This is a genomic window from Acinetobacter sp. AS23 (assembly GCF_023612055.1).
GTDB lineage: Bacteria > Pseudomonadota > Gammaproteobacteria > Pseudomonadales > Moraxellaceae > Acinetobacter > Acinetobacter oleivorans.
In genome coordinates this window covers 3,588,874-3,612,521 of sequence record NZ_CP082274.1, presented here as the reverse complement: position 1 = coordinate 3,612,521, position 23,648 = coordinate 3,588,874, and the positions used below count along the sequence as shown (strand labels likewise).

The following is a 23,648-nucleotide window of genomic DNA, read 5'->3' as shown; positions in this document are numbered from 1 at the left end:
GCTTTTTTATTAGGTTTGGCTTAAACGTTTGGTATTTAAATAAAGCCTTGAAAGTAATAAAACACAAGCAATGCTCAAACCAATAATCAAACCTAGCCACACACCTGCCACGCCCCAATGGGTATAACGCGCTAAATAAAGCCCAATAGGGAAAGCAATCACCCAATATGCCATGAGCGTAATCCACATTGGTGCTTGAGTATCTTGCATACCTCTTAAACAGCCTGCGGCACTCACTTGTAATGCATCCATCAACTGATATGCCATTGCAAACCAGAGTAAATACATCGCAACAGGAGCTACGTTTAAGTCTTGAGTATAAATCGAGATAATTTGTTCACGGCCTAGAGCAATAAAAGTCATGGTTAATATGGCAAAAAATATTGCTGTGCTGAGACCAATTTTTTGTACTTGGTACATTGAAGCCCAGTTCTTTTCACCATAATAAGTACCGACACGGATGGTTAAGGCAATGGCTAGTGAAAGCGGAATCATAAACAGCACAGAGGTAACGGAAATTGCGACTTGGTGTGCGGCAATAAACACTTCACCAAGAGGGCTAAGGACCAATGCACCTGTACTAAAAATACTAATCTCAAAGAACACAGCTAAACCGATTGGTAGACCAAGCTGTAAAATTCTTTTAACTAAAGCCATATTAATTTTATCAAATCGGCCAAAAATAGGCGTGTTTTGATAAGCCGAAGCTTTATAAATATAGCCAGCTAAAGTAATTAGCATGAGCCACTGTAAAATGGATGTTGCAAAACCACAGCCCGCGCTACCTAATGCAGGTATTGGTCCTAATCCATGCATAAAAATCATGTTAAGAGGGACCAATACAACTAAAGCTAATAGGCTAATAGCTGTGACAGGGCGTGGATGGCCTAATGCTTCTGAATAGCCACGTAGAGCTGCGTACATGGTGACAGCTGGCATCCCTAAACCAATTGCATGTAAGAACAAGCTTGCTTTAGGTCGTAAGCTCTCTGGTACGCCGAACACATGCAAGAAAAACGGCATAAGCTGCAAAATGAGCATTGCCAGTACACCTAAAATGACAGCAACCCACAATGACTGACGAACAACGACAGGGATCTGCTCTGTATTTCTTGCGCCTTTTGCTTCAGCGACCAAAGGTGTTGTTGCAATCATAATGCCACTGAACAGGAGCATGATTGGGACCCATAAACCGACCCCTACAGCAATTGCTGCTAAATCGGTTGCAGATAAATGCCCAGCCATAATAGTGTCAATTAATCCAAATCCTGCTTGAGCAAACTGGGTAATTAAAATAGGTAGCATTAAGTGGAAGAGTTGTTTTAATTCAGCCCGAAAAGATGTGACATTCGACACAAAAGGTACTCTTTTTAAATATAAAAAATGAAGCTAACGCTGCAAAGTGAGTACCACACCGACAAAGATGATGACTCCACCAAGAAACCGTTGCCATGTAACAGGTGTCTTTTCTGTGCCCAACCAACCAAAATGATCAAGTAACATAGAAATAACGATTTGCCCAAAAACGACTAGCCCTGTAAAGGTTAAAAAACCAAGCTTAGGTGCAGTATAAATGCTCATGCTGATTGCATAAACCCCAAGAAATCCTCCAGTCCAAAGAAGCCATGGAATATTTGATATTTCACTTAAAGTGGGTTTCTCGGCACTTTGAAAGAAAACCATAATCGCTAAAACAATAGTACCTATGAAAAATGATAATAAAGCTGCTTGTAAGGGTGAATGTAGTTGCTCGCGCAGTTGAGCATTAATTGCGGTCTGAAAAGCCATGGCAACACCGATTCCCATAGCTAAGGGTAAGATCAGGAAAAGTTGACTAGAGAATTTCATCATTTTTATCAGTATTTAAGAATGTTTAAATTTAGTCTAAAGCAATTAAGGTATGTTTTCATAAGCCCATTGATGCAGTCATGTTAAAATAGAAATATTGTGTAAATTGGACCTGCTCCTTGGCTGTATTAAACCCTGCTTCTATTCCTCTATCTTTATATATCCATATGCCGTGGTGCGTGCGTAAATGCCCATATTGTGACTTTAACTCGCATGCCGTACCAGACGGAGCACTTTCGTCAGAACTTGAGCAAACCTATTTAAAAGCATTGGTGGCCGACTTTGAAACTCAACTAGAGATGGCACAGGGACGTCCAATTCATAGTGTGTTTATTGGTGGTGGAACCCCTTCACTGATTTCGGCACAGGGTTATGTATGGTTATTTGCAGAGCTTAAGTCATTGCTTAAGTTTGAAGATGGCTGTGAAATTACCTTAGAGGCAAATCCGGGAACGGTAGAGCATGACCCATTTGCAGGATATTTAGAGGCTGGCATTAATCGCTTATCGATAGGTGTTCAGAGCTTTGATACTGATCATTTGCAAAAGCTTGGACGTATTCATTCTGCAAACAATGCAATTGAAGCGATTCAACAAGCAAAGCAGGCTGGCTTTAAGCGAGTGAATGTAGACTTAATGCATGGTTTGCCTGAGCAAACGCTAGCGCAGGCTCTCTATGATCTCAAGCTTGCTGTAGAAAGTGGAGCAACTCATATTAGTTGGTATCAACTCACTATTGAACCGAATACCGTTTTCTTCCGTACTCAACCCGTTTTACCGCAAGATGAAATGCTTGAAGACATTCAAGAGCAGGGTGAGTCATATCTTAAGGCAAATGGCTTTATAAATTATGAAGTTTCGGCATGGCGTAAAGAGCTGCCTTCAGCACATAATTTGAATTATTGGGAATTTGGTGATTATCTTGCGATTGGGGCAGGTGCACATGGCAAAGTGACACGACCAGATGGTGTGTATCGTTTCCAAAAAACTCGTTTGCCAAAAGACTATTTAGCTAAGGTTCCTGCTGAACATTTGCAAATGAAAAAGATTGAGGCAGAAGAGCTACCTTTTGAATTTATGATGAATGCTTTGCGTCTAAATGATGGGGTAAAAGCTGAGTTATATGAACAGCGTACAGGCTTAAGCTTAGATCATTTAAATGAGGTCCTCACTTCGCTGCGAGCTAGAAAGCTACTGGTAGAGGATAGTTCTCGTTTGGCTTGTACAGAGCAGGGACATATTTTCTTGAATTCGGTACTAGAAGAGTTTTTATAATAAAACAATGTAAAAGCCGCACTATGAGATGCGGCTTTTTTGATTTTAGCGAGTGGTGTAGCCACCATTTGCAAAAATCGTCTGACCAGTAATCCACCAACCATCGGTTACCAAAAAACGAACTAGAGGCTCGATATCTTCAATTTTGGTGAGCCCACCTAAAGCTGAAGCTGATTTATGGTAAGCCACTGCCTCGGCAGATTCCTGCCCATAAAAGAATGGTGTATCCATAGGCCCTGGTGCAACAGCAGTAACAGAAATTTGACGATTACCAAATTCTTTTGATGCAGCACGGGTGTAGTGTTCAACAGGAGCTTTTAAGCCTTCGTAGGTTGAATACAAACCAGTGTAGGCTGCAAGAAGAGAAGTAACGATTGAGCAGATCTTGCCGCCGTCATTTAAATGACGACCCGCAGATTGAATAAAGAAATAGGCAATTTTTGAGTTGATATCGCTCATGCTATCAAACTCTTGTTCTGTGGTGTCTAAAAACGATTTCTTTAAAACCTTTCCAACTGTATTAATGGCAATATCAATTCCGCCAAAATGCTGCTTAGTGTCTAAGAAGAGTTTTTCAATATTATCAATATCCGTTAGGTCTGCTTGAATTAAAACAGCGTCTACACCGAATGCAGTTACATCTGCGAGCGTCTGTTCTGCATCTGCTTGAGTTTCAGCGCTATTGTAGTGAATTGCAATTTTTGCACCTTGTTCTGCAAATTTACGGCTAATAAGTCCACCTAAGTTTTTTGCACCGCCCGTAATCAGTACAACTTTATCTTTCAGAGTATGAGTTGTCATGATGATTGTTCCTATGATGACTTGTTTTAATGTGTTTTTAGTCTAGATTGGCGGTAATTTTTGATCAATTATGCTAGTTTGGTTTAACTATTCAGAAAATACGAACAATTAAATGGATCGGTTGCAGCAATTTTTTATTTTTTCAGAAGTAGCTAAACGACAAAGCTTTAGTGAGGTAGCAAATCAACTTGATTTACCTCGCTCTACAGTGACGAGTGCAATTCAACAATTAGAAACTCACTATGGTGTTCGGTTATTCCATCGAACTACACGCAAAGTAAGTCTCACTCAAGATGGACAAAGAATCTTGCCTGAATGTCAAAACCTTTTGTTTGACTATGAACAGCTTGAACAACTCATACAAACGCAAAAGCAGCATTACCGTGGCACGCTAAAAATTTCAATGCCCAGCCGAATCGTGCATCAAGTGATTATTCCTGAACTTCCTGATTTTTATAGCCGCTATCCAGACATTCATTTACAACTAAATAGCTCAGATGACATTACTGACTTGATCGAGAAAGGGATCGATTGTGTGGTTCGGGTGGGGCAGCTAGAGAATAGTAGTTTGATCGCGAAGTTCGTTGGTAACTTGATTATGGTGAACTGTGCAAGTCCCCACTATTTAGAACAATACGGTATTCCTGAACAATTAGAAGATCTATCTCAGCACAAACTCGTTAACTACGCAGGAGCCGTAGGAGAAAAACAGGGTATATTTTTATATCAAGATGGAACAGTGATGATCGATAGTGCTTTAAGTGTAAATAATACAGAAGCCTATGTCGCTGCTGCTTGTGCTGGCTTAGGGATTATTCAACTTCCATACTACGATGTTCAGGATAAAATAGAGAAAGGAACCTTGATTGAAGTTTTAAGTGCACATACTGCTCAATCTTTGCCACTCAATATTTTGTATCCGAACCGAAGTTATATTCCTAAACGTTTAGAAATCTTTATGAATTGGGTTAAAGACATTTTATATAAGAAATGCATCGTCATCTTTTAGTCATGAAACTAAAATAAGATAACAATAAAAAAAGCCTCTCGCAGTGAGAGGCTTTTTAGAATTTGGTGGGTCGTCCGCGACTCGAACGCGGGACCAACGGATTAAAAGTCCGCTGCTCTACCAACTGAGCTAACGACCCAAATAGGTTCAAAACAGATAAGTGGTGGGTCGTCCGCGACTCGAACGCGGGACCAACGGATTAAAAGTCCGCTGCTCTACCAACTGAGCTAACGACCCGTATCGTTTTGATGTCGCGTATTTTAGCAAGTTATTCAACTAACACAAGAGGTAAATCAAAAACATTTGCATGATTGCCTATAAAAAGCACGATTTCCTCTTGTTTAGCTAAAAAATGAACTAAAAACGGTATTTATATGCCTGAATGTTGTCAAAAATTTCAGTTGTGACATCACAATAACTGTTTGTACCAGGTAATAAAGCGAGTAAACGTTCAGAAGTTTTGCTTGGATTAAACGAATCTTCCTTCAATTTATTCTTTTGATATTTAAAAGTACCTGTTGTTTCAACTTTAGCTTGCACTCGTAAAAACACGGGTACTGCATAAGCAGGCAGGCATTTTTTAAATATAGTGACCATTTCGGTTAAATCAAACTCATTTAACTCAGCGCCATCAGCAAGTGTGATTGCTGCCATACCAGCACGACCATTGGTATTGGGGATTTCTACCCCATAAACCACCGCTTCAGCGATCTTGTCATATTCACAAACCATGTTCTCAACTTCAGTAGTAGATACATTTTCGCCTTTCCAGCGGAAGGTATCGCCTAAGCGGTCAACAAACTGAGCATGACGGAAACCAATATTACGAACAAGGTCACCTGTGTTGAAATATGAGTCACCTTTTTTAAAGACATCTTTCATAATCACAGATTTATTCTTTTCTGGATCTGTATAGCCGTCAAAAGGCGAGCGACTGGTAATTTTACCCACTAGCAAACCAATTTCACCGGCTTTAACTTTTTTACACCAGCCCTTTTTGTCGCGTACAGGTTCATTTTTCTCTTTATCAAACTCAATAATGGCATATGGCGTAGGAGAGAAGCCTACTGTGTTGTCAAAGTTAAAAATATTACTAAACCCGACATTGCCTTCACTCGAAGCATAAAGCTCAAGAACTTCTTGCACACCAAAACGTTGTTTGAACTTATCCCAGATGTTTGGACGCATGCCATTACCGATCATTTTGGTTACGCGGTGGGCACGGTCAATTTCTGTAGGAGGGGCATCCATTAAGTAACGGCAAAGCTCTCCTACATAGCCAATTGCAGAGGCATTAAATTTCTGAACATCTTTCCAGAACGCACTGGTTGAATATTTACGTCGAATTGCAAGGGTAGAACTTCCCGCAATCACACCACACCAGCAAACTACGACACCTGTTGCATGGTAAAGCGGTAAAGTTACATACATCACATCATCTGGGCCAAGGTTTAAAATGTGCCCATAGGTGCCGTAGGCGAGTGTCCAGCGACTGTGTTTGAAAATAACAGCCTTCGGTAAACCTGTTGTGCCTGAGGTATAAATATAAAACAGGCCATCATTTCCATGAACAGATTGCGTAGTCGATGGGTTAAATTTTGGAAATTGATCAATTTCTATTGCAAGATTGGCATAACCTTGAGGTGCAGTTCCTGCATCTTGACGTGTAGCCTGATCTGCAAACCAATGAAAACGGTCTTTAGGAACATTGAGGTCCTGACGGATTTCATCAATTACAGCTCGAACTTCTTCACCTGCAATGACGGCAATTGGTTTTACAAGATTGATACTATGAGCGAGGACCTTACCTACTTGAGAGGTATTAACAAGCGCAATTGTTACCCCAATTTTAGCTAAACCTACAATCGTAGCAATAAGTTCAGAACGGTTCTCAACCATTACGGCAATCACGTCGCCTTTTTGTGCGCCAAGAGATAGATAATAGTGAGAAATCTGGTTAGCCCATTCGTTTAAAGTTTCATATGAATAACTTTGATCTTCAAATAATAAAGCAATGCCTTGCGGATTTCGCTTAACAGCTTTTTCAAAAGCTACACCTAATCCCGTTGGTGTATTTGCTGTTCTTAAGTAAGCCTGTTTAAGACCATTCAGGATATGGGGTACTTTGGGGATGAAGCTAGGAAGTCTTGTTGCAACATCACCAAGCGTAATGATATCGGTCTGTGTTGTCTGGCTCATATCAATCCTATTTATTTTTCGATCAATCCAAAAAAGGTTGCGTTGGCAAAAGTACAGTGTTTTTCATGGTTCACCATGCTTTTAAAACTTTTCTTCTAGTGCAATCAACCTAATTGGTTAAAAATAACAAAAAAAACCTAGTCATCGAAATGACTAGGTTTGTTTAAATTAGCTGCAATTGAGCAAATGATTTACTCAGCTACAGGATTTGCTTTCTTTGGTGGACGACCACGAGGGCGACGAGGAGGACGACTTGGTTTGTCCTGATCTGCCTTAGAATCATCTGATTCAACTTCTGTAGTAGCTTCAGTTGGTGCTACAGCCTGTTCTGCGGCAGCTTTTGCTCTTGCAGATGTTTTAGGCTGTTTAACAACCGGAGCTTCAACTACAGTTGTCGCTGGCGTTTCTTCTACGCTTGTTTCACTTTGAGCTACTTCTTCAGCCACTTGATCAAGCTCAAGAGGTTGTTGTTTTGACTCAACAGGTGCTTGTGTTTCAGCAGCAGGAGCAACAACCGTTTCTTCAACAGCTGGAGCTACAGGTGCAGCTTCTTCTGGTGCAGCGTGTTGTTGTTTAACTTGCTCAAAAGCTTGTTCAGCAGCAAGTTTTGCTAAACGACGACGCTCACGTGGATCATTAGCAACACGTGGTGTTTGCTCTTTTTGTGGCGTCAATGCAAGTACAGGCGCAGGCTCTGCTTCTTGTGATGGCTTGTTGCTTGGAAGCTCTGCATCACGAGTAACAGGCTTTTTGTCTTCAGCATCAGACACGACTTCTGTTGCTAGTGTACTAGCGTACTGTTCAGCAAACTTCTGCAATGCACGATTGAATGTTGGAACTAAACCAAACTGTTCAATCAATACTGTGCAGTCTTCACCATAAACATGACGAATCAAGCTACCAATCGTATATTGCGCCAACGTTGGAATTTGCGATGGGGCAATTGATGGTACCGCAGCTTTAGCACGTTTCGCGTTGCGTTGTTCACGACGACGCATACGAGGGTCATTGCTCGCACGTTGAATTTGCGGTTGAGCTTTGCTGTCTGCAGGAGGAGTCGTCGTTTCTTCTGCTTTGGCAGGGACTGCTTGTTCTACAACTGCAACAGGTGCTGGAGCTGGCTCTTGAGCGACTTCAACAACAGGTGCTGTTTCAGTGCGTTCAACTGGTTGCTCTGGAGTCAAAGCAATAATTTCGCTTTGTGCTTGATCAACATTGATTACTAAGGCTGTATTCATGACTTCATGCTTTGGAGCATCAATCAAATCAACCTTAATTTGTTTCTCATCAACAACTACTGGTGCCGCCGGTGCATTTTGATTTTCATTCAATACACTTGGATCGCGGTGGCGATTTGGACGGTTCGGACGTTGTTGATTATTACGGTCACGACGCGGCACGGCATTTTCAGTTTGTTGTCCATCATTTTGATGTTGTTGATGTGACTGATCTGGGTGCTGACGTTTTTGTTGACGTTTTAACTCACGTTGTTCTTGACGTGATAACTGTACAACTTCTTCATGAACCTGTTGTGGTTGTTGCTGTTGTTGTGGCTCTTGAGCATGGTGATGTTGTTCACGTTGCTCTTTGTGCTTACGTTTTTTGTTGTTTGGACGTTGTTGTACTTTATCGTCTTTTTCAACATTTTCACGAACTTCCTGTTTAGCAGGAGACTGTGAAATGTAAGCATTATTAGATGGAGCCGCAACAGTTTCAGCAACTGGCGGTACTGCAACTTGTCCAAACTGGCCACGGCTTACAGCGCCAGTATTGACCATTTGTTCAATTGTCGCAGCAGCATTTTGTGCTGAACGAGATTGATCAATAGTTTTAGCTTGTTTTTGAACAAAAAGGTTCTCTAACCATGCGAGAGGGCTTGCTGCTTTTTGAGTGCTTGGCTGAGCAGCAGAAGGTTGAGCTGCTTGATTTGCTTTCTTTTGACCAGCTGCGTTATTTGCAGCAGGAGCTGCATGAGCATGGCCATGATCAGCTTCTTCTAAATGCCATTCAGAAGATTCATAACCTAACTCTTTCTCACTTGAACGAGTTGCTTCTGTACGCTCATAGCTAGATGGTGCAAATCCATCTGGATTGTACTGAATTTCATAGTGAGGTGTTTCTAAGTGCGGGTGAGGTAAAACAGTCACACGAACACCAGAAGTTTGTTCTAAATAAACAAGGCTATGGCGTTTTTCGTTGAGTAAGAATGCTGCAATTTCAACAGGAACTTCTACTTGTACTTCACCATGACGTTCACGAAGTGCAATTTCTTCTACTTTACGCATAATTGAAAGCGAAAGTGAACGTAAGTCACGCACCATACCCGTGCCATGACAGCGTGGGCAAACATATCCAGTTGCTTCTTCAAGTGATGGGCGTAAGCGTTGACGGCTCATTTCCATTAAGCCAAAACGAGAGAGTTGGCCAAACTGGATACGCGCACGGTCGCTTTGTGTTGCTTCACGAAGTTTTGCTTCAACCATGCGTTGGTTGCGTTCTTTAGTCATATCGATGAAGTCGATAACAACTAAACCGCCAATGTCACGAAGACGAAGTTGGCGAGCAATTTCTTCTGCTGCTTCTAGGTTTGTATTAAGCGCAGTTTCTTCAACGTCATGTCCACGAGTCGATTTCGCAGAGTTAATGTCGATTGAAACTAAAGCTTCAGTCTGGTCAATTACGATTGAACCACCAGAAGGAAGTTTTACTTCACGCTCGTAAGCAGTTTGAATTTGGCTTTCAATACCAAAATGAGCAAACAATGGCTCGTTTAAAGTATAAGTTTTAAGTTTGTCTAATTGACGTGGCATAACTGCTTTAACAAAGTTATACGCTTCGTTATAAGCTTGTTCGCTATCAATTAAAATTTCTGCAACGTCATCACGTAAGTAGTCGCGGATGGCACGAGTAACTACGCCAGCTTCTTGATGAACAAGCATTGGAGACGGACCAGAACTTGCAGTGCCTTGGATTTGTGCCCAAAGGTCAAGCAAATGCTGTAAATCTAACTGTAATTCTTCTTGAGTACGGCCAATACCTGCGGTACGCACAATAACACTCATGCCGCGAGGTAAATTTAAAGAAGCTAAAATTTCTTTTAATTCTTCACGTACAGAACCTGAAATTTGACGGCTAATACCACCGCCTTTCGGGTTGTTTGGCATAAGAACCAAATAACGTCCTGCAAGTGAGATGAATGTAGAAAGGGCAGCGCCTTTGTTACCACGTTCTTCTTTTTCAACCTGAACAAGTAATTCAGTACCTTCAGTGATGAGTTCACGAATGTTTGAAGTTTGTCGCGGGTCTGCTTGGAAATAACTATTCGCAATTTCGCGCATAGACAAGAAGCCTTGACGGCCTGCGCCATATTCAACAAACACAGCTTCTAAAGAAGGTTCTACGCGGGTTACATGGCCTTTATAGATATTGGATTTTTTCTGTTCTCGGGTACGATTTTCTAAATCAAAATCGTAAAGACGATTACCAGTGATAAGTGCAACGCGGACTTCTTCTGCGTGAGTTGCATTAATCAACATACGTTTCATGGGTGTGACACCTAATAGTGACCCACACAAACATATCGCACAAACTTAAAGGTTCTGAACGAACATCGAACATGACGGATCATTTCCCAGATCTCAAAATATTTGTGGTCTGAGTCATCTGTTACCGGCTACATTTAGCCTTAACTTTGATTCTCGTCTGTGATGTAGGCAATACTGCTTCAACCTTTAAATCGGACTTCCTTAGTGCTTCACTGGCGGGTGAGCGGTACATTGGTTAATGACTTTCACTGTCATTGAGCGCGAAGTGACTTCTTTTTGGAAGTTTGATACGGAATGTTCATCGTATCGGTGCTTTCGGCAGTTCCAATGCATCAACGCTTTAGCCTGAAGGCAACATTAAGGAGCGATTTGTCTGATGTGTATCAGTTTACGTTCCATAACCAACTAGAGTTGGTAACATATTTTTTTGAACAAACTGAATTAAACGCAACAGTTTGTCATTTTGCCGATATAATAAGCCTTCGGCGTCGGCATAATTCTTTAGGACCTATCCGAGCTGATGGTGAAAGCATCATTTTGATTGAGGTTTCAATCAGGGAAATTCCCTATTAGATGTTCACTTACGGCGGTATCCGTGCGCTGACTATATCAAACCTTGCAGCATCTGCCTATGGGCTAAGCTTAGATTTCTTGTGAAAAAACTAAGCTAAACGGTCATTTATTAATCAAATTTAGCAAAATTTCAGGTTTAAATATTAGTATGAATTCTACACAGCAATGGCAAAGTGTCACTTGGTTTGAGGTGGATGAACATCAAGCAGGACAGCGAATTGATAATTTCCTGTTCTCGCGTTTAAAAGGTGTACCTAAAAGTCGTATTTATCGTTTGATTCGTGAAAGTCAGGTTCGAGTAAATAAAAAACGTGTTAAAGCTGAGACTAAACTTGAGATTGGTGATCAGATTCGTGTTGCTCCAATTCGTTACGAACAAAAAGACGAAACAGCTGCTCCTGTCAGTGACAGTGTGGCACAAGGTCTATTAAGCCGTGTGGTCTATGAAGATGAAGGTTTGTTAGTTGTAAATAAACCTTCAGGTATTGCTGTCCATGGTGGTAGTGGTATGGCGTATGGTTTGATTGAGGCACTACGTGCAGCGACAGGCAAAAAATATTTAGAACTTATTCATCGTATTGACCGTGATACTTCTGGTCTGGTCATGATTAGTAAAAAACGTAGCACATTAAAACAACTACAAGATATGTTGCGTGAGCACAAAATTCGTAAAACCTATGCAGCGATTGTTAAAGGGCAAGTGAGCTTAGATAAACAGCTGATTGATGCACCTTTATTGAGATATGAGTTGGCAAATGGCGAGCGTCGTGTACGTGTGACTAAAGATGGTAAACCCAGTAAAACCGAATGGGTTGTAGCAGAGCGTTTTAAAAATGCGACTCTGGTTCATGCATCACCTTTATCTGGCCGTACTCATCAGATTCGTGTACACGGTTTAAGCATTGGACACCCATTGATTGGTGACGATAAATATGGACACACGACTGAGTACACTGGCCCTGAAGCACGTCGTCTATGTTTACATGCGATGCGTTTAGATATTCCAGGTTATCCGCCGATTGAAGCGCCTTTACCAGAAGACATGACCCAGTTATTAAAGGCTTTGAGAGTGGCAAAATGAGTCTAAAAACCGAATTAGTTATTTTTGACTGGGATGGGACTTTATATAACTCTGTTGGACAGATTGTTGCTAGCTTGCAACATGCCGCAGAGCAGCATGAATTGCCTTTAACAGATGAAGCAGCAAAAAGTATTATTGGTTTAGGCTTGCCCGAAGTTATGCAAACCCTATTTCCAGAAGCACCTGAGTTACATGACTCAATTTTAAAAGCATATGGCGATCACTATATTGTAAACTCTACAAATGATGCATGGTTCGATGGTATTGCTGAACTACTACATGATTTAAAAGCGCAAGGTTTAAAACTTGCAGTCGCAACGGGTAAAAACCGTCGTGGGCTAGATCGTGTAATTGCAAAAACACAGAGTACTCATCTTTTTGATGTGACTCGAGCAGCCAATGAAACTCGATCGAAACCAGATCCACTCATGTTGCAAGAAATCTTAACAGTCACTGGAGTGAGTGTTGAGCGTGCAGTAATGATTGGTGATAGTAGCTATGATCTTGAGATGGCTCAGCGGTTAAACATGCCACGAATTGGTGTGGGCTATGGTGTGCATTCGATCGAAGTTCTACAACAGTTCCAGCCTTTAACGATTGCTAAAGATGTACCTGAGCTGCACAACTTTTTAAGAGAGTATGCAAAGCTATCTACGGTAGATGTTGCATAATTTAGAATAATATAAGAAGGGGGAATTTATTCCCTCTTATTGTATGTCTAATAACAATAAGAAGAGAAAAATGAGTCGTTCTATTCGTCTATTAAATCTTTTACAACAACTACGAGAAGCCCGTTATCCAATCACTGCACAAGTTCTCGCTGAACGTATGGGAATTAGTGTCCGAAGTGTCTATCGCGATATCGATAGCTTACGTGAGCAGGGTGTAGCAATTGAGGCATCGGCAGGTATAGGTTTTCAACTTAAAGAAGATATTGTACTCCCACCAATGACACTCAATGAAAATGAAGTCGAAGCTATTTTTCTGGCATTGTATTGGTTAAAGAGTGTGCCAGATCAATCGTTACAATCGGCATCTACATCTGTATTAGCTAAATTGAATTCTGTTTTGCCTGAGCATCGGCAATATTTATTACAGCAAACGACTTTAAGAGCGTTTAATACGTGGCTGCCTGTAGATGAAAGTCGAGTCGAACAGGTGCGTTTAGCCATTCGGCAGCAAGTTAAAATTTCGCTGCATTATCATGATGAGCAGCAACGAAGTAGTGTCCGAACCTTGTGGCCGTTTGCCTTGGGATATTTTAATGACAAAATTTTATTGGCTGCATGGTGTGAACTCAGGCAGGATTTTAGACATTTTAGACTTGATCGTATTCAACAGTTGAGTTTAAGCCAAGAATTATATCCATCATTTAAGCAAAAACTATTTGAGCAGTGGTGGGCACAAGAGTCGAAGACTACTGACAAAAACTGACAAAGAGGTTTTGTAGACTAGGTTCCACGATAAACAAGGAGCCATAAAAATGAGCCTTAAACTTTATACTAACAAAGAATCACGTGGTGTTGTGGTCGACTGGCTTTTAGTCGAATTAGGTGTTGAGTGTGAACGTATTGAAGTCGAATACAAGACTGAAATGAAAACACCGGAATATCTAAAAATTAATCCTTTTGGAAAAGTGCCAGTATTGGTAGATGGTGATGTCGTGATTTATGAGCTAGGTGCAATCTGTGCTTATCTTGCTGATAAATTTTTCGATAAAGGTTTAGCTCCTGCACTAGATGATCCTAAACGCGGTTTGTACTATCGCTGGTTATTTTTGATGGCAGGCCCATGGGAAGCTGCGGGTGTTGATAAAGCTCTAGGAATAGATGTATCTCCTGAGCAAAAAATGTTTGTGGGTTATGGTGATTACAACGATGCCTACCAAGCTTTAGTACAAGGGCTTAGTGAAGCCAATCCGTATGTGTGTGGCGAACAATTTACCGCCGCAGATGTAAGCGTTGGAGCAATGCTGTTATGGCAATTGAAAATGGGAGCGATTGAATCTCATCCTGCTATTACGCGTTATGTTGAAACTATCAAACAACGTGAAGGCTTAAAACAAAGCTCGATGGGCTCATTGTTGTAAACCTCTGCTGTTCAGAGTCACCCATTTGGGTGACTTTTTTATTTCCTAAATGCAAGTTTTAGTTGGTAAGAAAACCAGCAGCAACGTTAATACAGATCGCTAAAATGGTCGTATTAAACCCAAAAGACAACACCGCGTGAAATAAGTTTAAAAGACGCATGTGTTTGGTGGTAATCGAAACATCGGCCGTTTGGGCAGAAGTCCCAATAATATAACTAAAATATAGAAAATCAGGATAAGTGGGCTGTTTTGTTCCCGGAAAATCTAGACCTCCATTTTCTTCATTTCTAGATAAAGCCATATAAAAATCATGGGCATAATGTAGAGCAAAAACGGTATGCATAAAAAGCCATGCAGAAACAATGGTGAGTAAAGCTAAAGCCACATGGCCTAACTTTGCAGCATGATCAGAAGGAAGCTGTGAGAGCTGTATTAAAATAGCAACTAGGCACATGGTTAAAGCCAATAGAACAATCAGCATAATGACCCATTTGCTTTCATCTTGTTTTTTAGCTTGCTGCTGCATTTGAGAATGATCAGCACTTTTCATGAGCTGCCAAACATGTAGTAAATATATACTAATTGAAGTATTCCAGCTGACTAATAAAATAGTTGACCATTTCCATGAGGTGAACCATGTGAGAATACTCGCTGTGATAAATCCTATAAATAAAGCAATAAAGAAATGAGGGCGGTTTAGTACACTACGTCCAAGATGTTGAAATACTGCAACCATTTTTCTAATCTCCTTTTACCAAATGGTAAATATATTATTTTTTATTAAATGGTGAAAATAATATCTAGTTTTATATAGATTTTATTCCAAGTTTTTAAATTGTATTTAAGAGATATTTACTTTTACCGAGTAGGTAAAATAGAACAAAAGCGCGGGCTAAACTGTTTATAAAAAGTATAAAATAAATAAAAAATATTATTTACTTATACCTTTTATAAAGGTGTCCTTATTAATCATAGGCTTAAAATAAAATATAGCTTTTCTGATTAGGTGTGAGTTAAGTTCTTATCCAGATGAAATACTTTAGTGAGTTGATCAATAAATTTTTGAACCCCTAAAGACTGTGAATTTCTACGATAATTTACGAATAAATCTAATGTCGGTAACTCGACATCAAGAGGGCGGACTACTGTATTTTTGATGCCTAAAGGTGCAACGTAAGCAGGTAAAATTGTACAACCTAATCCAGAGCCAAGAGAGTTAATATTAAACAACATGCTGTCTGCTTTTTGAACAATATTGAGGTCAATATTGTGAGTTTTGGCAAAGTCTAAAATCGTGTTATGTAATGTTTGTGACTGCTCGGCAGCAGGAATAATAAAGTCAACGCCCTGTAAAGCATGGACGGGAATTCGTTCATATTGAGTAAGTGGGTGATTTTTAGGAAGTAAAAAAATCAAGGGTTCAGTCAAAACAAATTGGCTTTGGATCTCATCACTATCTGTATTTTCTCGAGTAAAGGTAATGTCTAACTCACCTTTTTTTAAGGATTTAAGTTGTTCAGTATTGTTTAGATTAGATAGTTCAATGATGAGATCGGGGTGTTGTAATCGCAGATTAGGAAGAACGTAAGGAAAAATTTTCATTTCTGCAATGGGAACAAAACCGATACGGAGCAGTTGCTGTTTAGCCTTAGAAACCTGTCGTGCCAGAGCAACTGCTTTTTCAGCTTGAGCAAGGGTCAGGCGAGCATGTTCTAAAAAGACTTCACCTTCTTCGGTTAATTCAACTTTACGTTTAGTGCGATTTAAAAGTCGGACACCAACATCTTCTTCTAAATCTTTAATCTGTTGGCTAAGGGAGGGTTGTGCGGTAAAAAGTTTAAGGGCGGCTTTACTAAAATTTAATTCTTCAGCAACGGTAATGAAATATCGGAGATGGCGTAGTTCCATAAGACTAATCCAAAAAATGTCTTACTATGATTTATGTGAAGTATAAAGCATAAAGGGATATAGCGTGAAGGTGATTTAGGTATTTATAAAATAAATGGAATTTTCATTTTCATTAAACATTTAATATATAAATCTAAGTTCAAGTAATTCATAAAATATATTAATTAGGGGAGTTTAAATACATTATTTTTACTTAATCAAAGAAATATTTAAATGTTTTAAATATTAGTATAGGTGATTCTCATAATATGCAAAAATGAAGAAATATAAAATAATATTATAAAATATAAATTCTTTAAGAATGAATTGGCTTTAAGTGTTACTAAATATTTTGTTCTGTAATCTGGCAAAACATTTGAAGTTGGAAAAGTAGAGTTTACTAAGGCAAAACCAAGTAACTCCCCCCCAATTTCACGTGACTAATGATTGTTATGTTATACAAGCAGTCTTAATAAGAATGGTAATTATCGACGCATAAACCCAACACATCTATGTATTTTTTATGGCAATCTAATTCAACTTATGTTGGCTGTGACCACAATAAAAGGGATATTTATATGATAAATAAGTGTAAGTGCCATAGCTTAATTTGTTTTAATTGTTAAGATAGAAACCTGAACACATCCATTCTGCCGATGCTAAAACATAGAAAAGCCCATGAAAGACAAGCCGACATTAACATATCAATTGCCGACTCAGTCCTGTTGGACGCATACATGGATAAAACCTCCTTTTTATCATCCCGAGTCAGGGCGTGAATCTGATACACGTTTTTATAACCAACAGCCTAAATCACCGGCTAGAGGCTCAAAAGAGCTATTACGTTGGTTAGTTACACGTGAGTCTTTTACATGGAACGTTGATATTCAAAATGAATACGATACTCGTGTAAATACGGCTGTGGCCTTGCCTCAAAATCGTCCTCAGGCGGATTTAGATGATTGGCAAGTTTGGTTTGTTGGACATGCAACGGTATTGATTCAGATTGGGCCTTATAACTTTATTACCGATCCCGTATGGTGTGATTATGCAAGCCCTTCACAGGGTCGTGGACCTCGCCGTGTGTGTCCAGCAGGTTTTGCATTAGAGCAATTGCCGACGATTCATGGTGTTCTACTCAGCCATAATCATTATGATCATATGGATTTGGCTACGCTTGAATGGCTACATAAAAAATTTGCAATGCCGATTTATACTGGACTCGGGAATGGCTTTTACCTACCCAAAGAGTTTCATGTGATTGAGATGGATTGGTGGCAAGAAATTCCCTATCACGAACTAAGAATAATCTATACACCTGCACAGCATGGCTCTGGTCGTGGCCTACGTGACCAGAATAAAGCACTCTGGGGCGGCTTTTCGGTTGTAGCTAAAACAGGGCATTGTTTCTTTGCTGGTGATACGGGTTATGCGGGGCATTTTAAGCAAATTCATGCTCGTTATGGCGCACCACGTGTTGCTTTACTTCCGATCGGAGCTTATGAACCTCGCAAGTTAATGAGTTATGTTCATATGAACCCTCAAGATGCTGTGCATGCACATTTAGATTTGCAAGCTCATCGTTCTGTTGCGATTCATTATCGAACTTTTCAGTTGACCGACGAAGACCGAGAAGATCCTGAACATGCGCTAGCTCAAGCAATTAAAGCTTCATCGAAACTTGCGAATCCTTTTTATTGCATTCGAGAAGGGCATAAATTGACTGTATAAAATTACATCATTTTATATTTAATTAAAAAAGCCAGTTCAATTTGAACTGGCTTTGTTTGGTTTAGACTTAAATTAAGCTAAGTCAAAACGATCAAGATTCGTGACTTTAGTCCATGCTGCTACAAAGTCTTGAACAAATTTTTCTTTACCATCCGCCTGAGCATAAACTTCTACCAGTGCACGCAAGATTGAGTTTGAACCAAACACTAAATCATTACGTGTTGCAGTAAATTTTACAGTGCCTGTTTTGCGGTCTTTGCCTTCAAATACTTCGCTTGTTGAATCAACAGGTGCCCATACAGTAGACATGTCGAGTAAGTTCGTGAAGAAGTCTGTGCTGAGTACACCAACTTGCTGAGTGAATACGCCGTGTTGCGAACCATCCCAGTTAGTTCCTAGAACACGTAAACCACCAATCAATGCGGTTAACTCAGGTGCAGTCAAAGTCAGTTGCTGTGCTTTATCAATTAATAATGCTTCAGTTGCTGCATTGACGCCCTCTTTTTTCCAGTTTCTAAAACCATCGGCAAGGCCGCGGAGCAATTGGAAAGATTCGACATCAGTTTGACTTTGTAATGCATCAACACGACCAGAGGCAAATGGAACGCTAATATTGAAACCTGCCGCTTGAGCAGCTTGCTCTACACCAACGTTACCTGCTAACACAATGAGGTCAGCTAATGACAGTTGAGTTGAGGCTTTGATTTCTTCAATTTTAGTTAAAGTTTCAACAGCTTTTTGGTTTACTTCCCAATCGCGTTGCGGTGATAAGGCAATACGTGCGCCGTTTGCTCCACCACGCTTGTCTCCACCACGGAAAGTTGACGCTGAAGCCCAACCAAGAGAAACCAACTCACCAGCAGATAGCCCTAGTGCAACAATTTTTGCTTTTGCATCAGCAATGCTGGCAGCCGATGGTGTAGCGCTAGCAACAGGTAATGGATCTTGCCAAATTAAATCTTCAGCTGGAACTTCAGGACCTAGATAACGTGCTTTTGGTCCCATATCGCGGTGAGTTAATTTGAACCACGCACGTGCAAAAGCATTAGCGAAAGCTTGTGGGTCGTTATGGAAGCGACGAGAGATTTTTTCAAACTCAGGATCAAAACGTAAGGTCAAATCTGTAGTCAGCATTGTTGGCTTACGTTTAATTGATGGATCGAATGGATCAGGAATGATCGCTTCAGCATCTGCTGCTACCCATTGAATTGCGCCAGCAGGTGAGCGTTCTTGTACCCACTCGTATTTGAATAGGTTTTCAAAGAAGTAATTGCTCCATTGTGTTGGCGTTTGTGACCAAATGACTTCTAAGCCAGAAGTGATCGCGTCTTTACCAACGCCTGTACCAAAGCTATTTGACCAGCCAAAGCCCATCTGTTCAATTGGAGCACCTTCAGGATCAGCCTGAACATGGTCAGCAGAGCCAGCACCGTGGGTTTTACCTAAAGTATGGCCACCTGCAATTAATGCAACAATTTCTTCGTCATCCATTGCCATGTTGCCGAAAGTCGCACGAATAAATGGTGCAGCCGATTTTGGATCACCACTGGCTTGTGGACCTTCAGGGTTTACATAAATTAGACCCATTTCGGTTGCAGCGAGATTACTGCCTTCCAATGCTTCAGAGTTTCGATGAGCTAACCATTCTTTTTCATCGCCCCAGTTTACATCGTTGTCTGGTTCCCAAACGTCTTCACGACCTGCACCAAAACCAAAGGTACGGAAGCCAGAAGACTCAAGAGCAATGTTACCGGCAAGAATAAATAAATCTGCCCATGATATTTTTTGACCGTATTTTTGTTTAACTGGCCATAGCAAACGGCGTGCTTTATCTAAGCTCGCATTGTCAGGCCAACTATTTAATGGCGCAAAACGTTGCTGTCCGCGACCAGCACCACCACGGCCATCGCCCATACGATATGTGCCGGCAGCATGCCATGCTAAACGAATAAATAAACCTGTGTAATTTCCCCAATCGGCTGGCCACCAATCTTGAGAATCGGTTAATACATTTTTGATATCAGCTTTAAGGGTGTAATAGTCGAGTTTTTTAAATTCTTGACGATAATTAAAATCTTTACTGAGTGGATTAGAACGTTCTGAATGTTGATTGAGTAGGTCGACGCGTAGTTGTTTTGGCCACCAGTGTAAACTAGGCGTGCCACCACCGATCGTTACTTGGGGTTTTGAGTTATGTCCTGAAAAAGGGCATTTTGATTCGTCTGACATGATTATATTCTCTCTGGGTAATAATTATTGAGCTCTTGATAAAGTAGTAGGGCTCATTTTCCTGGACTTCTGGTTTAAAAACTCATGTTTATCAAATAAAGAAATGAGTGAGCAAATGATGAGAGAAATCGTTTAAAAAGTCTTTTCACCAAGATTTCGGCTCATTATTTTTAATTTAATAATGCATCAGATTCCTTTAGTTGTTATTCCTCCAATTTACTGTATGAAGGTTAAAAAACAAGAGGAAAAATAAGATGAAGTTTGAAAATAATGATGCATAGAATTACCTCTTCAATTGCTGGAACAACTTAAGATCTTTGAATAACGCTCTTTAAATATAGTAGAAGTAGAGGATTTATTTTTCAAATGGATTAAATTGCAAATATTAATTTAAAAAACCGATTGAAGTTTCGTTTAAAAAGTTGGATATAAGAGAGAGAAAAGAAATTTTTATATTTGGTTTTATTAAGTTATTTGAAAGAAAAAAGGAGAGCATGGCTCTCCTTTTTTTAAATATTACACATTTACGATTCGATTTGATTTGACCATGTCGGCTAGGCCGTGAGTTTTAAAATAGTACTCAAGCCAGCTTTTCACAATGAGTGGATTATTCATTTTCATAACATCATCAAGTAATTTTTGTGCGTCTGTCATAGGTACATGACAAATTGCTTTTCGTACTCGCAAAATGTTACTCGAACTCATCGAAAGGGTATTAAAGCCCATCGCCATGAGTAAAATTGCCGATAATGGATCACCTGCCATTTCACCACAAATACTGATTGGTTTTTTGTGGTCATGGCATTCTTTAACCAAGCGAGTTAAAGCACGTAAAATAGATGGGTGGAAATGTGAGTAAACGTTTGCCACATGTGGATTATTACGGTCAACCGCAAGTAAATATTGTGTTAAGTCGTTTGAACCGACTGAGAAGAAATCGACGAGTTCAGCAAACTCATCAATTTGTAGTAATACGCTTGGCACCTCAACCATAATTCCAATTTTAGGCTTGGTAATTTTAACTTGCTCTTCTTCTTGCACCGCAATCCAGTCACGCTCAAGTAAATAAAGTACTTCTTCTACCTCACTTACTGTAGTGACCATTGGCAATAAAATATGCAAATTATTTAGACCAATACTGGCTTTGAGCATGGCGCGAATTTGAGACGAGAAAATCTCAGGATGATCAAGCGTGAAACGAATACCGCGCCAGCCTAATGCCGAGTTTTCTTCTTCGATACTGAAGTAAGGCAAGTCTTTATCGGCACCAATATCCAGAGTTCGCATCACCACAGGTTTGTTGGCGAAGTGGCTTAATTGTTGACGATAGATTGCACGTTGTTCCTCTTCACCTGGGAAACGTTCCCGCAACATGAATGGAATTTCGCTTCGGTATAGACCCACACCTTGCGCGCCACGTTGTACTCCGCGTACTACGTCAATCATGAGACCCGTATTCACATAAAGCTGAACAGATACACCATCTGGCGTAATCGCTTCTTTGGTCTCGTATTGTTTGAGATCTTTTGCGATCTGTTCATCTTCTTTTTGAATTTCTTTATAACGTTGGCGTAAACGACGTGGCGGATTAACAAAAACACGGCCCTGATAGGCATCCACAATCATTTCTGCATCATCAAGTGTGTTAACAGGCAGTTCAGTTACGCCAACTACGGTTGGAATACCTAATGCACGAGCCACAATCACCATGTGTGAGTTGGCTGCACCTTCTGAGGTTACAATTGCTGCAATATTGTCTACTGGTAGCTCTACGAGTGCCGCAGTACTAATTTCTTCACCAATTAAAATACTGTCTGGACTGAGTTCACGGTGACTAGAATCTTCTTCTTGCAACGAGGCTAAAATACGTCGGCCTAAATCTTTAAGATCAGAAACTCGCTCACGAAGATAGTCGTCTTCCATTTGTGCAAATAGGGCAGTATGTTTTTCAATCACACGGCGTACTGCACCTTGTGCCCAATGCCCGTCACGAATAAGTTCTTTAATTTCGGCTGGCAATGCATTTTCATCAAGCATTCGTAAGAAAACACTAAATAAAGCGCGTTCTTCTGCCATTAATGAATCATGCATTTTTTCATCTAAAGAACGAATCTCTGAACGAACTGATGAAATGGCTTGATCTAGAAGTCGAAGTTCATGACTAATATCTTCTGCTTCACGGTCAGGTACTGAGGCTAAATCGGCAGGTGGATATAAAATAATAGCGCGACCTAAAGCAACACCGCCTGCACCTGAAGCACCTTGAAAGGTTTTATAGGCAGGGCCATTACTTGGTTTACGAAATACGTCAATATTTCCAACTGCGTGAGCGTGTGCAATAACCCCAGAAAGCTGAGCACACAGAGTGACTAAAAATGACTCGGCTGCTTCGCTAAAATCTTGAGGAAGTTTGTTTTGTACAACCAAAACGCCCATAACCTTACGGCGATACATGACAGGTACGCCAAGGAATGAGTTATAAATTTCTTCGCCCGTTTCAGGTAAATACAAGAAACGCTCATGTTTTGGTGCGTTGTCAAGGTTAACAATTTCTTCACGTTGCCCAACCAGACCGACCAAGCCTTCACCGAGCTGCAGTGAAACATGGCCCACAGATTCTGGGTTTAAGCCTTTAGAGGCCATCAAAACATAGCGCTGGTTGCGTTCATCGAGTAAATAAATAGAGCAAACATCCACTTTCATGGCTTCAGCAACCTGATTGACCATGATGTCTAACGATTCATGCAAACTGACGGACGCATTAACCTCTTGGACAATGCGCCGTAAAGTGTCGAGTTGCATGTTTGACATGGATGTATACTCCAGTATTTTTTTAGACTATGAATGTATTTATAACAGCACTTTTAATAAAAATCATTTGCTAGATAAATGATTTTTAGGGTAATTGTTGCATCGGCAACTGTGTACACAACTCCACCATGGCTTTACGATAAACATCACGCTTGAAGTTCACCACTTGACCAAGGGGATACCAATAGCTAACCCACTGCCATTCATCGAATTCGGGTGGGTCGGAGAGGTTTAACTGAATATTTTTTGCATGCGCAGTTAATTTCAGTAAAAACCATTTTTGTTTCTGTCCGATACATACGGGGTCAGAGTCTGACCGAATGTACCGATGTGGCAAACGATAACGCAGCCATCCTTTGGTTTGCGCAATAATCTGGACATGTTCGGGCAATAAGCCGATTTCTTCTCTCAGTTCTCGAAAAAGTGCCTGTTCAGGAGTTTCTCCAAACTGAATGCCTCCTTGTGGAAATTGCCAAGCATTGTGACCAATGCGCTTTGCCCATAAAACCTGTCCATCATCGTTTGCCAAAATGATCCCGACATTCGGTCGGAAACCTTCTGAATCGATCAT

General features: G+C 40.4%; 17 protein-coding genes and 2 tRNA genes. 7 read left to right on the top strand and 12 right to left on the bottom strand.

Features of this window, described 5'->3' with window-relative positions; translation table 11 throughout:
• Positions 1 to 9: 9 nt before the first annotated feature.
• Positions 10 to 1,356 (bottom strand): multidrug efflux MATE transporter AbeM, encoded by a 1,347-nt coding sequence (gene abeM, locus K6I41_RS17105; protein WP_192455173.1) that lies wholly within the window; start codon positions 1,354 to 1,356, stop codon positions 10 to 12.
• 33 nt (positions 1,357 to 1,389) lie between these two features.
• A complete protein-coding gene (locus K6I41_RS17100; RefSeq protein WP_198307977.1) occupies positions 1,390 to 1,851 on the bottom strand; it encodes a DMT family transporter in 462 nt (153 codons plus the stop codon).
• A gap of 116 nt (positions 1,852 to 1,967) precedes the next feature.
• On the opposite strand from K6I41_RS17100, the gene hemW reads away from it, so the two are divergent.
• Complete coding sequence (gene hemW, locus K6I41_RS17095; RefSeq protein ID WP_250374830.1) at positions 1,968 to 3,122, top strand: radical SAM family heme chaperone HemW; 1,155 nt, start codon at positions 1,968 to 1,970, stop codon at positions 3,120 to 3,122.
• A gap of 45 nt (positions 3,123 to 3,167) precedes the next feature.
• On the opposite strand, the gene K6I41_RS17090 is transcribed toward hemW, so the two are convergent.
• Positions 3,168 to 3,923 carry an SDR family oxidoreductase gene (locus K6I41_RS17090; RefSeq protein ID WP_199943517.1) on the bottom strand — a complete coding sequence of 252 codons (756 nt, stop codon included), beginning with the start codon at positions 3,921 to 3,923 and terminating at the stop codon, positions 3,168 to 3,170.
• Positions 3,924 to 4,035: 112 nt separating this feature from the next.
• Between K6I41_RS17090 and K6I41_RS17085 the strand changes: the two genes are divergently transcribed.
• Positions 4,036 to 4,932 (top strand): LysR family transcriptional regulator, encoded by an 897-nt coding sequence (locus K6I41_RS17085; protein ID WP_250374829.1) that lies wholly within the window; start codon positions 4,036 to 4,038, stop codon positions 4,930 to 4,932.
• Positions 4,933 to 4,995: 63 nt separating this feature from the next.
• Here K6I41_RS17085 and K6I41_RS17080 read toward each other — a convergent pair.
• From K6I41_RS17080 to K6I41_RS17065, 4 genes are all read right to left on the bottom strand, one after another.
• Positions 4,996 to 5,071, bottom strand: a tRNA-Lys gene (locus tag K6I41_RS17080).
• A gap of 22 nt (positions 5,072 to 5,093) precedes the next feature.
• Positions 5,094 to 5,169 (bottom strand) — tRNA-Lys (locus K6I41_RS17075).
• 120 nt (positions 5,170 to 5,289) lie between these two features.
• Positions 5,290 to 7,131 (bottom strand): long-chain-acyl-CoA synthetase, encoded by a 1,842-nt coding sequence (locus K6I41_RS17070; protein WP_250374828.1) that lies wholly within the window; start codon positions 7,129 to 7,131, stop codon positions 5,290 to 5,292.
• A 191-nt stretch (positions 7,132 to 7,322) separates the two neighbouring features.
• Complete coding sequence (locus tag K6I41_RS17065) at positions 7,323 to 10,676, bottom strand: Rne/Rng family ribonuclease (RefSeq protein ID WP_250374827.1); 3,354 nt, start codon at positions 10,674 to 10,676, stop codon at positions 7,323 to 7,325.
• Positions 10,677 to 11,397: 721 nt separating this feature from the next.
• On the opposite strand from K6I41_RS17065, the gene K6I41_RS17060 reads away from it, so the two are divergent.
• The 4 genes from K6I41_RS17060 (at position 11,398) to K6I41_RS17045 (ending at position 14,419) form a co-directional block, all read left to right on the top strand.
• On the top strand, positions 11,398 to 12,330 hold the full coding sequence (locus K6I41_RS17060; protein WP_004794885.1) for an RluA family pseudouridine synthase: 933 nt from the start codon (positions 11,398 to 11,400) through the stop codon (positions 12,328 to 12,330).
• Positions 12,327 to 13,001, top strand: a complete 675-nt coding sequence (locus K6I41_RS17055; protein ID WP_250374826.1) for an HAD-IA family hydrolase — start codon at positions 12,327 to 12,329, stop codon at positions 12,999 to 13,001. Before K6I41_RS17060 ends, K6I41_RS17055 begins: the two co-directional genes overlap by 4 nt.
• 70 nt (positions 13,002 to 13,071) lie before the next feature.
• Entirely contained in the window at positions 13,072 to 13,764 is a 693-nt protein-coding gene (locus K6I41_RS17050; protein WP_151826417.1) for a helix-turn-helix transcriptional regulator, read from the top strand.
• Positions 13,765 to 13,813: 49 nt separating this feature from the next.
• Positions 13,814 to 14,419 (top strand): glutathione S-transferase family protein, encoded by a 606-nt coding sequence (locus tag K6I41_RS17045; RefSeq protein WP_250374825.1) that lies wholly within the window; start codon positions 13,814 to 13,816, stop codon positions 14,417 to 14,419.
• Between the two features lie 58 nt (positions 14,420 to 14,477).
• Here K6I41_RS17045 and K6I41_RS17040 read toward each other — a convergent pair whose 3' ends face one another.
• Positions 14,478 to 15,155, bottom strand: a complete 678-nt coding sequence (locus K6I41_RS17040; RefSeq protein ID WP_005302023.1) for a DUF1345 domain-containing protein — start codon at positions 15,153 to 15,155, stop codon at positions 14,478 to 14,480.
• A 266-nt stretch (positions 15,156 to 15,421) separates the two neighbouring features.
• Positions 15,422 to 16,327 carry a DNA-binding transcriptional regulator HcaR gene (gene hcaR, locus K6I41_RS17035; RefSeq protein WP_004794873.1) on the bottom strand — a complete coding sequence of 302 codons (906 nt, stop codon included), beginning with the start codon at positions 16,325 to 16,327 and terminating at the stop codon, positions 15,422 to 15,424.
• Positions 16,328 to 16,984: 657 nt separating this feature from the next.
• Between hcaR and K6I41_RS17030 the strand changes: the two genes are divergently transcribed.
• Entirely contained in the window at positions 16,985 to 18,037 is a 1,053-nt protein-coding gene (locus K6I41_RS17030; protein WP_016139375.1) for an MBL fold metallo-hydrolase, read from the top strand.
• 72 nt (positions 18,038 to 18,109) lie between these two features.
• On the opposite strand, the gene katG is transcribed toward K6I41_RS17030, so the two are convergent.
• From katG to K6I41_RS17015, 3 genes are all read right to left on the bottom strand, one after another.
• Positions 18,110 to 20,266, bottom strand: coding sequence for a catalase/peroxidase HPI (gene katG, locus K6I41_RS17025; protein WP_250374824.1), 2,157 nt, complete (start codon positions 20,264 to 20,266; stop codon positions 18,110 to 18,112).
• Between the two features lie 516 nt (positions 20,267 to 20,782).
• Positions 20,783 to 23,077 carry a phosphoenolpyruvate--protein phosphotransferase gene (gene ptsP / locus K6I41_RS17020; RefSeq protein WP_107880677.1) on the bottom strand — a complete coding sequence of 765 codons (2,295 nt, stop codon included), beginning with the start codon at positions 23,075 to 23,077 and terminating at the stop codon, positions 20,783 to 20,785.
• Between the two features lie 85 nt (positions 23,078 to 23,162).
• The gene (locus K6I41_RS17015) at positions 23,163 to 23,648 is read right to left on the bottom strand and encodes an RNA pyrophosphohydrolase (RefSeq protein ID WP_004794866.1); all 486 of its coding nucleotides are present in this window, start codon (positions 23,646 to 23,648) and stop codon (positions 23,163 to 23,165) included.

What these genes read in the sequence shown, in the direction of transcription:
- K6I41_RS17100 (WP_198307977.1), bottom strand. Translation starts at nt 1,851, where the DNA reads ATGATGAAATTCTCTAGTCAACTTTTCCTGATCTTACCCTTAGCTATG.
- K6I41_RS17090 (WP_199943517.1), bottom strand. Translation starts at nt 3,923, where the DNA reads ATGACAACTCATACTCTGAAAGATAAAGTTGTACTGATTACGGGCGGT.
- K6I41_RS17085 (WP_250374829.1), top strand. Translation starts at nt 4,036, where the DNA reads ATGGATCGGTTGCAGCAATTTTTTATTTTTTCAGAAGTAGCTAAACGA.
- K6I41_RS17070 (WP_250374828.1), bottom strand. Translation starts at nt 7,131, where the DNA reads ATGAGCCAGACAACACAGACCGATATCATTACGCTTGGTGATGTTGCA.
- K6I41_RS17065 (WP_250374827.1), bottom strand. Translation starts at nt 10,676, where the DNA reads ATGAAACGTATGTTGATTAATGCAACTCACGCAGAAGAAGTCCGCGTT.
- K6I41_RS17060 (WP_004794885.1), top strand. Translation starts at nt 11,398, where the DNA reads ATGAATTCTACACAGCAATGGCAAAGTGTCACTTGGTTTGAGGTGGAT.
- K6I41_RS17055 (WP_250374826.1), top strand. Translation starts at nt 12,327, where the DNA reads ATGAGTCTAAAAACCGAATTAGTTATTTTTGACTGGGATGGGACTTTA.
- K6I41_RS17050 (WP_151826417.1), top strand. Translation starts at nt 13,072, where the DNA reads ATGAGTCGTTCTATTCGTCTATTAAATCTTTTACAACAACTACGAGAA.
- K6I41_RS17045 (WP_250374825.1), top strand. Translation starts at nt 13,814, where the DNA reads ATGAGCCTTAAACTTTATACTAACAAAGAATCACGTGGTGTTGTGGTC.
- K6I41_RS17040 (WP_005302023.1), bottom strand. Translation starts at nt 15,155, where the DNA reads ATGGTTGCAGTATTTCAACATCTTGGACGTAGTGTACTAAACCGCCCT.
- hcaR (WP_004794873.1), bottom strand. Translation starts at nt 16,327, where the DNA reads ATGGAACTACGCCATCTCCGATATTTCATTACCGTTGCTGAAGAATTA.
- K6I41_RS17030 (WP_016139375.1), top strand. Translation starts at nt 16,985, where the DNA reads ATGAAAGACAAGCCGACATTAACATATCAATTGCCGACTCAGTCCTGT.
- katG (WP_250374824.1), bottom strand. Translation starts at nt 20,266, where the DNA reads ATGTCAGACGAATCAAAATGCCCTTTTTCAGGACATAACTCAAAACCC.
- ptsP (WP_107880677.1), bottom strand. Translation starts at nt 23,077, where the DNA reads ATGTCAAACATGCAACTCGACACTTTACGGCGCATTGTCCAAGAGGTT.
- K6I41_RS17015 (WP_004794866.1), bottom strand. Translation starts at nt 23,648, where the DNA reads ATGATCGATTCAGAAGGTTTCCGACCGAATGTCGGGATCATTTTGGCA.